General features: G+C 35.3%; 17 protein-coding genes. 2 read left to right on the forward strand and 15 right to left on the reverse strand.

The genetic code is table 11. The features are described from left to right. Positions 1–3: 3 nt before the first annotated feature. From CYP64_RS09555 to mqnP, 14 genes are all read right to left on the reverse strand, one after another. Positions 4–786 carry a hypothetical protein gene (locus CYP64_RS09555; protein WP_103649562.1) on the reverse strand — a complete coding sequence of 261 codons (783 nt, stop codon included), beginning with the start codon at positions 784–786 and terminating at the stop codon, positions 4–6. After that, positions 780–1,721, reverse strand: coding sequence for a phosphatidylglycerophosphate synthase (locus CYP64_RS09560; protein WP_103649563.1), 942 nt, complete (start codon positions 1,719–1,721; stop codon positions 780–782). Before CYP64_RS09560 ends, CYP64_RS09555 begins: the two co-directional genes overlap by 7 nt. After that, on the reverse strand, positions 1,714–2,394 hold the full coding sequence (gene rlmB / locus CYP64_RS09565) for a 23S rRNA (guanosine(2251)-2'-O)-methyltransferase RlmB (RefSeq protein ID WP_054196059.1): 681 nt from the start codon (positions 2,392–2,394) through the stop codon (positions 1,714–1,716). Before rlmB ends, CYP64_RS09560 begins: the two co-directional genes overlap by 8 nt. Before the next feature lie 111 nt (positions 2,395–2,505). Then, positions 2,506–3,321, reverse strand: coding sequence for a 16S rRNA (cytidine(1402)-2'-O)-methyltransferase (gene rsmI, locus CYP64_RS09570; RefSeq protein ID WP_103649564.1), 816 nt, complete (start codon positions 3,319–3,321; stop codon positions 2,506–2,508). Positions 3,322–3,324: 3 nt separating this feature from the next. Further along, complete coding sequence (gene rpmE / locus CYP64_RS09575) at positions 3,325–3,525, reverse strand: 50S ribosomal protein L31 (protein WP_002942443.1); 201 nt, start codon at positions 3,523–3,525, stop codon at positions 3,325–3,327. Positions 3,526–3,608: 83 nt separating this feature from the next. Further along, entirely contained in the window at positions 3,609–4,265 is a 657-nt protein-coding gene (locus CYP64_RS09580) for a 16S rRNA (uracil(1498)-N(3))-methyltransferase (RefSeq protein ID WP_103649565.1), read from the reverse strand. After that, entirely contained in the window at positions 4,266–4,667 is a 402-nt protein-coding gene (locus CYP64_RS09585; RefSeq protein ID WP_103649566.1) for a hypothetical protein, read from the reverse strand. Beyond that, positions 4,664–4,867 (reverse strand): hypothetical protein, encoded by a 204-nt coding sequence (locus CYP64_RS09590; protein ID WP_103649567.1) that lies wholly within the window; start codon positions 4,865–4,867, stop codon positions 4,664–4,666. The genes CYP64_RS09585 and CYP64_RS09590 overlap by 4 nt, the downstream gene beginning before the upstream one ends. Further along, on the reverse strand, positions 4,867–5,448 hold the full coding sequence (locus CYP64_RS09595; protein WP_103649568.1) for a 6-pyruvoyl trahydropterin synthase family protein: 582 nt from the start codon (positions 5,446–5,448) through the stop codon (positions 4,867–4,869). Before CYP64_RS09595 ends, CYP64_RS09590 begins: the two co-directional genes overlap by 1 nt. Further along, entirely contained in the window at positions 5,448–6,203 is a 756-nt protein-coding gene (locus CYP64_RS09600) for a 7-carboxy-7-deazaguanine synthase QueE (protein WP_103649569.1), read from the reverse strand. The genes CYP64_RS09595 and CYP64_RS09600 overlap by 1 nt, the downstream gene beginning before the upstream one ends. Further along, entirely contained in the window at positions 6,203–7,171 is a 969-nt protein-coding gene (gene moaA, locus CYP64_RS09605) for a GTP 3',8-cyclase MoaA (protein ID WP_072593973.1), read from the reverse strand. Before moaA ends, CYP64_RS09600 begins: the two co-directional genes overlap by 1 nt. A 138-nt stretch (positions 7,172–7,309) precedes the next feature. Beyond that, the gene (locus CYP64_RS09610) at positions 7,310–7,816 is read right to left on the reverse strand and encodes a DUF6115 domain-containing protein (protein ID WP_021091068.1); all 507 of its coding nucleotides are present in this window, start codon (positions 7,814–7,816) and stop codon (positions 7,310–7,312) included. Positions 7,817–7,825: 9 nt separating this feature from the next. Further along, positions 7,826–8,347 (reverse strand): hypothetical protein, encoded by a 522-nt coding sequence (locus CYP64_RS09615; protein WP_103649570.1) that lies wholly within the window; start codon positions 8,345–8,347, stop codon positions 7,826–7,828. Beyond that, on the reverse strand, positions 8,344–9,204 hold the full coding sequence (mqnP, locus tag CYP64_RS09620) for a menaquinone biosynthesis prenyltransferase MqnP (protein ID WP_103628328.1): 861 nt from the start codon (positions 9,202–9,204) through the stop codon (positions 8,344–8,346). Before mqnP ends, CYP64_RS09615 begins: the two co-directional genes overlap by 4 nt. A 105-nt stretch (positions 9,205–9,309) precedes the next feature. Here mqnP and CYP64_RS09625 point away from each other — a divergent pair, with 105 nt between their 5' ends. Together CYP64_RS09625 and miaA are read left to right on the forward strand one after the other, a co-directional pair. Then, on the forward strand, positions 9,310–10,524 hold the full coding sequence (locus tag CYP64_RS09625; RefSeq protein ID WP_103649571.1) for an FAD-dependent oxidoreductase: 1,215 nt from the start codon (positions 9,310–9,312) through the stop codon (positions 10,522–10,524). 2 nt (positions 10,525–10,526) lie between these two features. Beyond that, a complete protein-coding gene (miaA, locus tag CYP64_RS09630; protein ID WP_103649572.1) occupies positions 10,527–11,402 on the forward strand; it encodes a tRNA (adenosine(37)-N6)-dimethylallyltransferase MiaA in 876 nt (291 codons plus the stop codon). A gap of 30 nt (positions 11,403–11,432) precedes the next feature. Here miaA and CYP64_RS09635 read toward each other — a convergent pair whose 3' ends face one another. Then, positions 11,433–12,425 carry an iron-sulfur cluster assembly scaffold protein NifU gene (locus CYP64_RS09635; RefSeq protein WP_054196048.1) on the reverse strand — a complete coding sequence of 331 codons (993 nt, stop codon included), beginning with the start codon at positions 12,423–12,425 and terminating at the stop codon, positions 11,433–11,435. Positions 12,426–12,434: the final 9 nt, after the last annotated feature.

The raw sequence follows: 12,434 nt of genomic DNA on the forward strand, positions 1-12,434 counted from the left end.
CTCCTATTTTATAAGCTTGATAATTATCTCATTTTTTATATTATTTATATCAACATTATCGCTAATTAATGCGTATTTTGCGCCTATTGCTAAATTTATAGAAACGGCGGTTTTTGCTTGCTCCTCTTTTATAGAGTCAATCTGATTTAAATTTTTATCATAAATTCTAACAAGTGGCATCCATCTATTTGACTCTTTTGACGCGATATCCAGACTACTTGCACCCTCAACATCAACAAAATAAGTACCACCGCTTTTTAAAAGTGGCGTCTCTTCGTCAAAATTTACCTTTGTAGCCTTAAGAATCATATTCTGAGCATCTAAAAATATCTCCAAATTCCCATCAACTCTATCAAATCCTAAAATTTTAAAACCGCTTTGACTAAGTGCTAAGCTTAATAAACTTGGATCTATTCCTCCATTTTTTATGGTCGAAATCCCATAAGAAATTTGATCTCCATTTTTTAGGGAATTTATCCTTGAAATACTTATGTTGGCATCATCTAGAGTTGAATTTATTGATTTTACAAATAATGTAGAAGGAACTTTTTGCTCACTTATGAATTTTAAATTCAAACTATTTGAACCAAATGAAATGCTATCGTAACTTGAGTTTTGTTTTAATCTTGATACTAGCTCATTGACATTGAGTGAGCCATTTTGGTCTAAATTTTCTAAAGAAATTTGCACATTTTCAACATTGCTTAAAGCACTTGCACTAGTTTGTAAGCTAAAAGCATAGGCAAATACACTAAAAGCGGTGAAAATCGCTATTTTTCTTACCAAGATTTACCCTTGTTAAGTTCTACAAACTCATCATAGCTCACAAATTTCATCTCTCCATTTTCTACTAAAAATCTAGCTGGACGGCTTGGATTATATTTTGTCACCTTATCGCCGATCTTTAGCTCAATGTTACCATTTCCACAAACCACAAGCTGTCTTTGGTCTAAATTTATATTTATGCTTTTACTTGTGTCGTTTGATATTTTTTGACCATTTTCAAGATTAATTATCCCTATCCAGACACGTTGTTTTGGTGTAATGACCGCCTCATTTAGTGGCTTTGTAATGTTTTGCTCTATCTTAGGAGCTGGCTGAGCTGCCATGCTTGGCTTCACAGCATTTTGCTCCATGCTTGCAGGACTTGTTGTCACATTTTGCTCAACTGGAGCTGAAATTTTTACGCTTGATATGTTTGCTTCTATTTTAGGGCTATTTTGAGAGATGGTGATATTTGTATCGATGATATTTTTCTTCACCTCATTTACTATACTTGACTGCGAATAGCTCACGCTTTTATTCTCATCATTTAAAAACGATAAAAAATTCTCAATATATTTGTAAGCATCAAAATAATATGCCCCACCAGCGATAATAGCTAAAATGATAAGCCAAAATAAAAATCCAGCACCGCCGCTACCGCTTTGTTTTTGTATGGTAATATCTTTTGGAGTGTAAGAAGAAATTTTTGGAGTAACTTTAGTTTTGTGACTCTCATCTGGGGTGTTTTCTTGCATAAAGGCATCATATTCAGCTAGTAACTCGCTCAAATCAACATCATATTCACGTTGTAAAATTTTGGCATAGCCTCTAATATTTAAACGTGATAATTTTTCAAAATTTTTATCAAAAATATATTGTAAAAATGTAGGCTCAATATGCGTTTTACGTGAAATTTCCTTTATGCCTATCTCTTTTAAATTCTCTAATTCATTCATCTATCATCCTGTCACAAATTATTGCAAAAGCTGCACTTACATTTAAGGAGTCCCAGCCCTCTTTTAACTTTATACCAATACACTCATCACACTTCGCTAGAGCCTTTTGCGGTATGCCTTCGCCCTCTGAGCCCATCACCAAAGCTCTTTTACCGGCAAACTTCATCTCTTTTACGTTTTTGCCATTACTTGCTGTTGCATAAATTTTAAAACCAAATTGTTTTAGTTCATTTAGCAAACTAAGCCCGTCTTCAAAAATCGCTATTGGTATCTCATAAGCAGCGCCACTACTTGATCTTAAAACACCTTGCATATTTATACTTTTTGCCACTATCACAAGACCTTCGCAGCCTAGAGCATAGGCACTTCTAGCGATAGCACCGATATTGCCAACATCGCTTATACCATAAAGAATAGCGATAAAATTTAGCTTTTTAAGCTCAGCAATGTCTGAAAATTCAAACTCACTAACATTCGCTAAAAAACCTTGATGATTCCCACCGCGAGCTAAAGACTGTGCTTTTTGATTATCCACGCGGATGATTTTTTTGCCTGTGCCACAAATTTTAGAAAAGAGTTTTTTGTCACACTCTTTTGAGAGATATATCTCTTCTAGTATCTGTGGTCGCTTATTCAAAATATGTAAAAATAGTTGTTTTCCGTATATTATCATGGTAACTTATGGTAGCTAAAGTCAATTAAAATTTAACTTATTTTTGTATGTAACTAGAGTAAATTTTACACTTTCGTTTTAGTATCACTTAGTAGTTTTATAGCCTATAATTTAAGCTTTTATAAGCTCATCATATATCTTTTTTACATCTTCTCCGGTTATTTTGTTAAGCAATTTTGCTTTTACTTTTGGGGCAAGATCAAGCGAAAGTATCTCATCTTTTGTGATATTTTGAGTGGCTGTTTTGTCACTTTTTGAGATGACAACCGCCCACTCACCGTTTAAATTAGCCTTTTCTAAAGTTTTTACTAAATTTTTAGCTTTTTCCTTAAATTTAGTTTCAAATTTTTTCGTAGCCTCTTTTATGGCAAAAATTTCTCTCTCAGGTTCTAGATTTGCGATGCTTTGTACTAAGCCTAGTATGCGTTTTGGGCTTTCGTAAATAACGGCTGGATAAGCTAAATTTAGAGCATTTTGGATAGCCAAAGACCTATTTCTACCAGTATTTGGCAAAAAGCCTAAAAAGACAAATTCCTTATCGCAAAGTCCACTTGCGACCACACTTAAAAGTGCGGCATTTGCTCCGCTTAAAATTTCATATTCAATGTTATTTTTTTGAGCATATCTTACTAGGCTAACGCCTGGATCGCTGATACCTGGCATGCCAGCATCGCTCATGTAGGCTACATTTTTACTAAAAAAATCATCACTTAAATTTGTGAAAAAGTCATCTTCGTTATGGGTGTGAAGTGGAATAAATTTTGATATATTTATACTTGCGTCAAAGCGTTCATTTAGCAGATTTACAAGACTTTTGCAAACTCTTGTATCTTCGCAAATAGCTATCTCGCATTCACGCAAAATTCTAATCACACGAAGCGAGATATCTTCTAAATTTCCTATTGGAGTAGGAATAAAGTAGAGCAAGGCTTATTTTTGAGCGTATTTTTTCTTAAATTTCTCAACACGGCCAGCACTGTCAACTATCTTTTCGCTGCCTGTGAAAAATGGGTGGCACTTGTCGCAAATGTCAATTCTGATTTCGCTTTTGTTTGACTTTGTTTTAAAAGTGTTTCCGCAAGCACAAGTTACAGTGCAATCTACGTATTCTGGATGGATATCTTTTTTCATCATTTTTCCTTTATTATTTTTGGGCTAATTATCTACATTAAAAGTTGCTGATTATATAAAAAGAAATCTAAAAATCAAATAAATTAAGCTAGGAATTTTGCCGCTACTGAGATAACCGCAGTCTGTGATCTTAAGATATTTTTAGTATTTAGGCAGTAGCTATTTTTAAATTTAGCCGTCTCATCCTCGCTAAATCCACCCTCTGGACCAATTATTAAAAGCTCATCATCTTTTTTCCCATTTAAGCTTTTGCCACCAAAATTTATAGCTGAGACATTTTTATAAACGCTCATTAGCTCGTCCAAATTTTTATAAATTTCAAACTCCATTAGTGAAGTTCGTCCACACTGCTCACATGAAAGTGCATTTATATAGTTTAGCCTTTCAATATCTATCTTAAAATTTGCTTGAGAAAATTTAGTATAGACAAAAGCTATTTTACCAACGCCAAGTTCATTTAAAAATGGCAATGTCTTTTCTATCGTCTTTGGATCGACGATAGCCCAAGCGATCGTAAAGTCGAATTTTTGCTCGCCATTTGAGCTAGCAAAGACAAGACTTAAGCTCGCACTTCGCCTATCAATCTCATCAATTTCATAAATATACTCTTTAAAGTCTCGTAAATTTCTAACACTTATTCGCTCACCAGCTTGCATTCTTCTAGCTTTTAGGTGCAAAAAAGCTTCATTTACTATCTTTAAGCTTTCATTACCTGCATTTTTATCATATAAAAATTTCATCTAAATCCCTGCAACTACAACTAAAACAAGATCACAAAATCCCTTAATAAGGGCGAATTTTTTAAATTTTTCTAAGTCACCATTAGCTGCATAAATTTTTAGCCTTTTAAACCCTATGGCACTAAGCGCGATTAAAATTATTAAGACAATTAACATTTTTATGACATTAAATTTAAGCTCATATCCATAATACGTCCATAAAATAAGTCCGGTTAGCACAAGAAAACTAAGTAGCATATGATAAATTGGTAAAAAATATCTTATACGAAGCACATAGTTTTTACTATTGCTACCAAACTGAGTAAGTATTAAATAAAGTATATTACAGGCAACTAGTGCATAAAAAAATATCACATGAAAAGGCAAAGTATATGCAAAAAGTGAGGAGAGATGTTCGTTCATTTCTTATCTTTAGAAGGCTCGTTCTCTTCTACAACTGGCTCAGGTGGAAGTTGTTCATCGATTGTGACATTTGCGTCTGGTTGAGCTATGGTCACATCACTAGGTATAGGCTCGCTAATATCGTTTTTAGCCTCATCTTTATCTCCACAACCCGCAAATAGACCAGCTATAAATAAAAAAGAAGTTATAATTTTTTTCATCAAACGTCCTTTGGAATTTCTATTTTTAACCTATTTTTCATTTTCTCGAATAAATTTTTATCTTCCCACTCTTCTATGATAGCATCTGAAAATTTGATATCATCTAGCCTTATCTCGCCCATTTGCTCATTTACGGCGTCCTCTTTAAAGCACTGTGCATAGCCCGTATCAGTCTCATGCACGATAATGCTATGAAGCTTCACTTCACGCTCGCCGTTATTCATCACGCTAAGTTCAAGCAGTCGCTCTATCATAACAAAAAATATGCGGCAAAACTGCTCTGCACTTGGATTTAGCGGGATCTCGATCCATCTTGCCGAGTGCTTTTTTAGATCATTTTTATACTCATCATTATCGCCTGAAAATATTGTTGTAGCGTGATCAAAACTATCAATGATCGTTTTTATATTTTGTTTCATTAAGCCAAAGTCATAAACCATGCCGGCATTATCAAGAAAATTTGAGCTAAGTAAAATTTCAGCCACATAGCTGTGCCCGTGGATGCTAGTCCTGCAACGCTTTGAGCTGCAAAATCTCACAATATGTGCATTTTCAAATCTAAAAAGCTTTCTAATAATCATCAAACACCTTCTTTATCGCTCCAAAGCCTGATGTGGATACGCTCTGAGTAGTTAAATCCATACTTTATGGCAAATTCTGCTGTTTTTAAAGCATTTTCGTTTAGCTCAGCTCTATTCGCCCCTATTGCCATACACCAAACTGGCAAATCCACTTGATTTTTTATATTTATAATTTCGTCTAACTCGCTTTTGTCAAAGTGCGAGAGGACAAATTTTAAAAAGCTACTTCTTGCATTATTTTTAATAGCCAAAATAGCATCTAAATTTATACGTTTTTGCTCATTAACTCCGCTATTTGCTAGCTTTACACCAAGTGCAAAATGGCATTTTTTATAAATTTCATATTTAGCAAAATCAATTAAGATAGTGCCATTCGTCTCAAAATGCACTTCATAATCTTCAAGCAATTTCTTTACCAAATTTATAAAATTTTCATTTTCATGCCAGATGAGCGGCTCACCACCAGTCAAAACAATGATCGGTTTTTGTATTAAGCCTTTACATAGGTTATCAACTAAGCCTAAAATTTCATCTGCGTTGTATGTTTTGTGATCAAAATGCCCTTTAAAAACAGCCCTTATACTATCGCATCCTAGTAGGCTTTCACCGGTCTTTAAAGACTTTTTTTGCACGCCAAAGCCAGAGCAGTTTAGGTTGCAACCTAAAAAGCGTAAAAATATGGCGAGCCTGCCTTGGTAAGCTCCCTCGCCTTGAATACTTAAAAACGCCTCAACTAGCTCTAGCTCTTTGCTCATCAACCACCAGTTTGATAAAAGGCACGCGAAGAGGTTTCATTGCTAGCACCTATTGCCCATTTGTTCTCTTTTGGTTTGTTTGCTAGTACTTGCCTTAAAATTTCACTTGCAGCTACGATATCACCTTTTTCAACCGCTTTTTTGATGCTAAGAGCCTCTTCAAAGTAAAGGCAAGGTATCAAAAGTCCCTCAGCACTTAGCCTGATGCGGTTGCAACTCTCGCAAAAGTCGTGCTTGTGCGGATCAATGATACCAAATTTATAACCATCATCAAGTCTATAAATAGACGCAGGCGCATTTGGTAGTTTTCCATCTTTCGTGACATTATATTTTTGTGAGATGATTTTTAAAATTTCATCGCTACTTAGCCCTTTTAAATCATCTTTTGCGTGTGAATTTTCCATATACTCAATAAATCTGATCTGAGAATCTCTAAATTTAGCAAACTCAAGCAAATTTATAAGCTCATCATCATTTACGCCTTTTAGTGCAACAGTATTGATTTTTACCTTTAACCCAGCATCATGGGCTGCTTCAAAGCCAGCTAGAACTTCGTGTAAAACGCTTTTTTGTGCGATAAATTTAGCCTTTTGCTCATTTAGTGTATCAAGCGACATATTTATGCGCTTTAGTCCAGCGTCTTTTAGCCTTTTGGCAAAGTGCGAAAGCATATAGCCATTTGTAGTAAGTGCTAGATCGATGTCTGGATTATAATCACTTATCATCTTTATAAAAACATCCAAATCCTTACGCACAAGCGGTTCGCCACCAGTGATTCTTATCTTTTTTATACCTTCGTCGATAGCCACTTTTACAAATAAAAATAGCTCCTCAAAGGTTAATAAATTCTCTCTTGGCGTCCAGCTAAATGGCGTTGTAGGCATACAATACCTACACCTAAAGTTGCAACGCTGAGTTACAGAAATCCTTAAATAATCAACAACCCGACCATATTTATCGATTAGCATAAAGCACCTTCTTAAGCTTGGTTAGAGCTTTTTATAATTTTTTCAATTATATGTTAAAAGATTTAAATCAAAATAAAAATTTAAGCCAATTCTTGTAGTTTAAGAGTAGATTAGTCTTTTTAAAATTAGCCTGTAAATTTAGGCTAATTTATGAAATTTAAGCACAAACTCGACTCGCCCCATTCCAACATGAAGGTCCTTTGCGATCATCGCTGCACTTTTTCCGTCTTTAAACATTTTTAAAATTTGCTCTTCTTCATTGATGACGCTTGGGGCGATTTTATTAATATCTCTTGTTCGCTCTTCAAGACTAACTATCCTATCTTTTTGCTCTGTTGCAAAATCATCAATTACTCGCTCGATGCTCTTAATCGCACGAATTATTGGCACAATTTTCTCATTTATTTGCAAATCAATATTTTCTTTTATCTGTTTTTTAAGTGGCTCATATTGTTCACTATTTTTAAATGCCTCACCCTCAAGCATTGAAATTTGCTTTTTTAGATTGAAATTTTCTTGCATAACGCTTTCTATCGCTCGCTCAAATCTCGCAAATTTTTTATTTGTCTCACTATCTTTTATTAACATCAAGGCTACTATTATCGCCAAAACGATACCAAAGCCTAAAAAAATATAAATTTCCATATTTTTCCTTTATGAATTCGCTCTCATTTCTCTTATCATTACACGCTCTCTAGCTGTTACGTAAGCGTTCCAGTCGGCTTCATCCTCTTCGTGCATATTTTCTATCTTTGCTAAATTTTTACTAATAGCTCTTAAATAAAGGCTCAAATTTCTCTTTGGGAAGATAGGCATAGCAATCCTTGCGTAGTAAATTTCATCTTTTATAAATTTTTCTTCGCTTATTTTGATGTGTGTAAAGCCTATTTCTTCAATACTCGCTCTCTCTTTTAGTGGCAAATATTGCTTATGTTCATTTTTAATATAATCACTTAGCGCATCAACTTTTCTATGAAGCTCGATCAGCAGAGTTAATAAAACTTGATCGCTCTCTTTGGTTTCGCCACGTGATTTAGCTCGTTTTAGCCAAGCCCCAAGCGCGTCCTCTTCGCCCGGCAAGATAGAGTCAAACTCTCTTTTAAATTTCTCGCTCCCATCTTTATCAGACTCAAATTCCATATCAAGAGGCGCCTTAAACAGCTTAATCTCACTCATAATACGCTAATCCAAACAAAGATAAAAAATAAAATTCCCAAATAGCCATTTAACGTGAAAAACGCCCTATCTATCTTACTAAAGTCGCGTCTTACGATCCTATGCTCAAAAAATAAAATAACGCCACTTACTAAAATTCCAAAAAATGCCATCGCTCCAAGCCCAGCCGCCCAAGCAAAAAGTAGCCAAAATATAAAAGCTAAAGCATGAAAAATGGCTGATAAAAAAAGTGTAGCCTTGTCGCCGTAAATAGCTGGTATGCTAAAGAGCTTGTTTTCTTTATCAAATTTCATATCCTGAAGTGAGTAAAGCAAGTCAAATCCAGCTACCCAAAATGTCACACCAAGGCAAAGTAATACGCTCCAAAGCGGTATAGCAGCGCTCACTGCGACCACGCCAGCAATCGGAGCAAGACCTAGGCTAAGACCAAGCACTAGGTGTGCTAGCTCGCTAAAGCGTTTAAATAGCGAATACCCACCAAGAACAGCTAAAATAGGAAAACTTAGCCAAAATGCGAGCGAATTTATAAAATAAGCGCATACAATAAAAATAAACGCATTTGCCACGATAAAAAGCTGCATATTGCTCCTACCGATACGACCATCAACACTTGGGCGGCTTGCAGTTCGCGGATTTAGCTTGTCGATGTCTTCGTCTTTATATCTATTAAAAGCCATAGCAAAATTTCTAGCACTAACAGCGCAAAAAGTACCTAGAATAAGCAGTTTTAAGCCAAACCAAGCCGAGCCACTTTCTATCTTACTAGCAACTATCATCGCAACAAAAATAAAAGGCAGAGCAAAAACAGAATGCTTAAAAACGATAAGTTCAGCGATAATTTTTAATTTTTCTATCATTTGATAAATTTCCATTTTCTTTAAAAATGGTTGATTTTACACCATTTTGCTTTAAATTTGAATTTATATTATCATTACAAGATTAATTTAAAACAAAGGGTTATTATGGGCAAAATAGCGATTATTGGAGATAGTTTTAGTGCGTTATTTACGGCTTACGAATTAGCTAAAAAAGGTGAAGAAATTTTAATTATTAGCAGCCAAAAAGATGATTTTACAAATGGAATTTTAGCGCCTTTTGGCACACACGCTCTTGCAAAAGATGGAGCAATATCTAGCTCATTTATGGGGCTAGTTAGCAAAAAAAGCGAGCTTGATATAAGTATTTGCTTAAATAAAAATTTTAGAGCTTGGATGACAAATTTTACACTTAAATCAACCAAAGCTCACGACAAAAAGATGCAAATTTTGTTTTCAAAATTTGGTAAGAAAAGCTTTGAAATTTTAAAAGATTTAAACAACAAATATCCGCAGATAAATTTCGATGAGAGCGGCGTTTATCTACTTTTTAGCAATGACGAAAGCTTTAAAAAAAGGCTTGATGAGATAAAAGTTGCCCATAGCGAGCAAGAAATTTTAAGCGTAGATAAAGAGCTTGCAAATTTTGGGCTAATAAATAAAAACATAAAAGGCGCTATAAATTTAGCCAAAAACGCAAGTATTGATACAAATGAGCTAAAAAAAGCTTTGATAAACGAGCTAAATTCTCTTGGGGCAAAATTTATAAATGATGAAATTTATGAGCTAAAAACGCAAGGGCAAATAGTGCAAAAAGCCATCGGCAATAACGGCGAATATGAGGCTAATAGCTTTGTGATCGCTTCAAAAAATTTAGAGCTTTCAAATAAGCTAGGCACGAGCTTAAATGCGATTTTGGCTAAATTTTATACTATTGATCTTAGCCTAAACGAAGGGCAAATTCCTAAAAAACCAATCATTTTAAATGATTTATTTGCCAAAATTTATCCAACTAAAAATGGCGTTACGATTATTACAAATTTACAAGTCGGCGCTATCGATACGATTGTTAAAACCGAAAAAATTAATGCTTTTTTAAATGAACTAAAGATACATCTTGGTATAAGCGAGCTAAAAGAGCCTAGCTTTAGGGCAAACTACGTACTTCTTAGCTCAAACGATAAGCCAGCTCTTGGACGCGATAACATATATAGCAACTTGATCTATAACCAAGCTTATGGACTAAATGAGCTTAGCTTTGCTCCGTATTTTGCTGGTGTTTTGGCAGGTCTTATAAAAGATGGCAAAAATAACGAGGAAAATGATGAAATTTTACTCTTTAGCTCGTTTTACGAGGGCTAGACTTGTTTAAAGAATTTGCAATAATTGGCACCACGGCAAGTGGCAAAAGCGATCTTGCATTTGAGCTTGCAAAGAAGCTTAATAGTATCATCTTAAGTCTTGATTCGCTCGCACTTTATAAAGAGATAGATATCGCCAGCGCAAAGCCAAATAAAGAGCAGCTTGAAGCCATAAAACACTTTGGTGTAGATGAAATTTATCCTGATGAAGAATTTAGCGTTGGGGCATTTTTTGAAATTTATAAAAATGCAAAGGAATTTGCACACTTACAAGACTGCCCGCTCATCATTACAGGAGGTAGCGGCTTTTATCTAAAATCAATGCTTAGCGGACTTGCACCAGATGTGCCAAAATGTGAGCTAAATTTAAGCAATCAAGAAATTTATGAGTTAGCTGTAAAAATCGATCCAGAGTTTGCAAGCAAATTTAGCCAAAACGACTCTTATCGCCTCGAAAAATGGTATCAAATTTATAAATTTAGTAGCCAAATTCCAAGCATTTGGCTAAGAGAAAATACTAAAGAGAGCATCATAAAAGAGCTAGCGATATTTGAAATTTTATGGGATAAAGATGAGCTTAGAGAACGTATTAAAAAGAGAACAAAAGGCATGCTTGAAGCTGGGCTCATAGATGAGGCAAAATTTTTATTTAATAAATACAAAAGTGAGCCAAAACCCCTAAAATCAATAGGTTTAAAAGAGTGCAAGCAATTTTTAGATAAAGAAATTTCTCAAAGTGAGCTTGAAGAACTAATAACCACACACACAGCCCAGCTTGCTAAACGCCAGCGTACATTTAATCGCTCGCAGTTTGAAAAAAAATTTGTGGGTGATTTGGATCAAATTAGAAGTGAAATTTTAAAATTCTTAAGAGAATAAAAACTAGCCCACAAGGGCTAGTCAATAAAATCAAATAGGCATAACCCTAATTTTTGGGCTTAAGCTCTCTTGCAAGACATTTTCAATCGCATAAAGAGTACCAGTTGAGCCACTCGCACAGCCCGAGCAAGCACCAAGATAGCGTATGTAAATATCAGTATTTTCGCCGTTATCATTTCTGATATCTAAAATTTCTAAATTTCCACCATCCATCTCAAGCATTGGGCGAATTTCTTTATCTATGACAGACTCTACTGCTTTTAACTGCCCTACCATCGTCATATTTTCAAAGCTAATGTCACCTAAAGTGTGATTTGCTTGAGCATTTGCCTGAGCTTCGATCTTCTCACGCTCCATCTCAGCCCTAGTATCACGCAAAATATCCACCAAATAATATTCTCTTTTTTCATGACCACCAGGCTTTACGCAAGACTTGCAAAACGCACCAGCTTTGGTGTATTGCGTGATCTCCTCTACTGTGTGAAGGTCATTTAGTCTTATCACTTCTTTAATCGTACCAAGGCTTACCCTAGCGCACTCGCAAACGATGATCTCATCTTCAAAATGCTCTGGGTCTATGCCCTTGTAGCTTGCAGCTGCTGCTTTTATAACATCATACGCCATAACTGAGCAGTGCATCTTTTGGGGTGGAACTGCTGGCGTTTCTGGGTTGTCACGCATAGCCTTTTCTACATCAAGATTTGTGATCTTGACTGCTTCATCGACCGTTTTGCCGATACAAAGCTCGGCCATCGTATCAGAGCTAGCTATCGCTGTGCCACAGCCAAAGCTTTTAAATTTAGCATCTATTATTTTGTCTGTCTTTTCATCAACAAGCCAGTATAGCCTAACCGCATCACCGCAGCTTTCTGCACCAAAGTCAGCCACAATAAGCTTTGCGTTTGCCTTTTTAGCATCTTCTTCGGTTATCTCTCCCATAAATTTAGGATTATTCATCCTGTCTTGCACTACCTTAGAATACTCATCCCAGATAGAGCCTCCGATCAAATTATTCTTTGCCATGTTATTTCC

The organism is Campylobacter concisus (assembly GCF_002913945.1).
GTDB lineage: Bacteria > Campylobacterota > Campylobacteria > Campylobacterales > Campylobacteraceae > Campylobacter_A > Campylobacter_A concisus_P.

Bases quoted from the DNA above. Each gene is read 5' to 3' on its own strand.
- CYP64_RS09560 (WP_103649563.1), bottom strand. From the start codon at position 1,721: ATGAATGAATTAGAGAATTTAAAAGAGATAGGCATAAAGGAAATTTCA.
- rlmB (WP_054196059.1), bottom strand. From the start codon at position 2,394: ATGATAATATACGGAAAACAACTATTTTTACATATTTTGAATAAGCGA.
- rpmE (WP_002942443.1), bottom strand. From the start codon at position 3,525: ATGAAAAAAGATATCCATCCAGAATACGTAGATTGCACTGTAACTTGT.
- CYP64_RS09580 (WP_103649565.1), bottom strand. From the start codon at position 4,265: ATGAAATTTTTATATGATAAAAATGCAGGTAATGAAAGCTTAAAGATA.
- CYP64_RS09585 (WP_103649566.1), bottom strand. From the start codon at position 4,667: ATGAACGAACATCTCTCCTCACTTTTTGCATATACTTTGCCTTTTCAT.
- CYP64_RS09590 (WP_103649567.1), bottom strand. From the start codon at position 4,867: ATGAAAAAAATTATAACTTCTTTTTTATTTATAGCTGGTCTATTTGCG.
- CYP64_RS09595 (WP_103649568.1), bottom strand. From the start codon at position 5,448: ATGATTATTAGAAAGCTTTTTAGATTTGAAAATGCACATATTGTGAGA.
- CYP64_RS09600 (WP_103649569.1), bottom strand. From the start codon at position 6,203: ATGAGCAAAGAGCTAGAGCTAGTTGAGGCGTTTTTAAGTATTCAAGGC.
- moaA (WP_072593973.1), bottom strand. From the start codon at position 7,171: ATGCTAATCGATAAATATGGTCGGGTTGTTGATTATTTAAGGATTTCT.
- CYP64_RS09610 (WP_021091068.1), bottom strand. From the start codon at position 7,816: ATGGAAATTTATATTTTTTTAGGCTTTGGTATCGTTTTGGCGATAATA.
- CYP64_RS09615 (WP_103649570.1), bottom strand. From the start codon at position 8,347: ATGAGTGAGATTAAGCTGTTTAAGGCGCCTCTTGATATGGAATTTGAG.
- mqnP (WP_103628328.1), bottom strand. From the start codon at position 9,204: ATGATAGAAAAATTAAAAATTATCGCTGAACTTATCGTTTTTAAGCAT.
- CYP64_RS09625 (WP_103649571.1), top strand. From the start codon at position 9,310: ATGGGCAAAATAGCGATTATTGGAGATAGTTTTAGTGCGTTATTTACG.
- CYP64_RS09635 (WP_054196048.1), bottom strand. From the start codon at position 12,425: ATGGCAAAGAATAATTTGATCGGAGGCTCTATCTGGGATGAGTATTCT.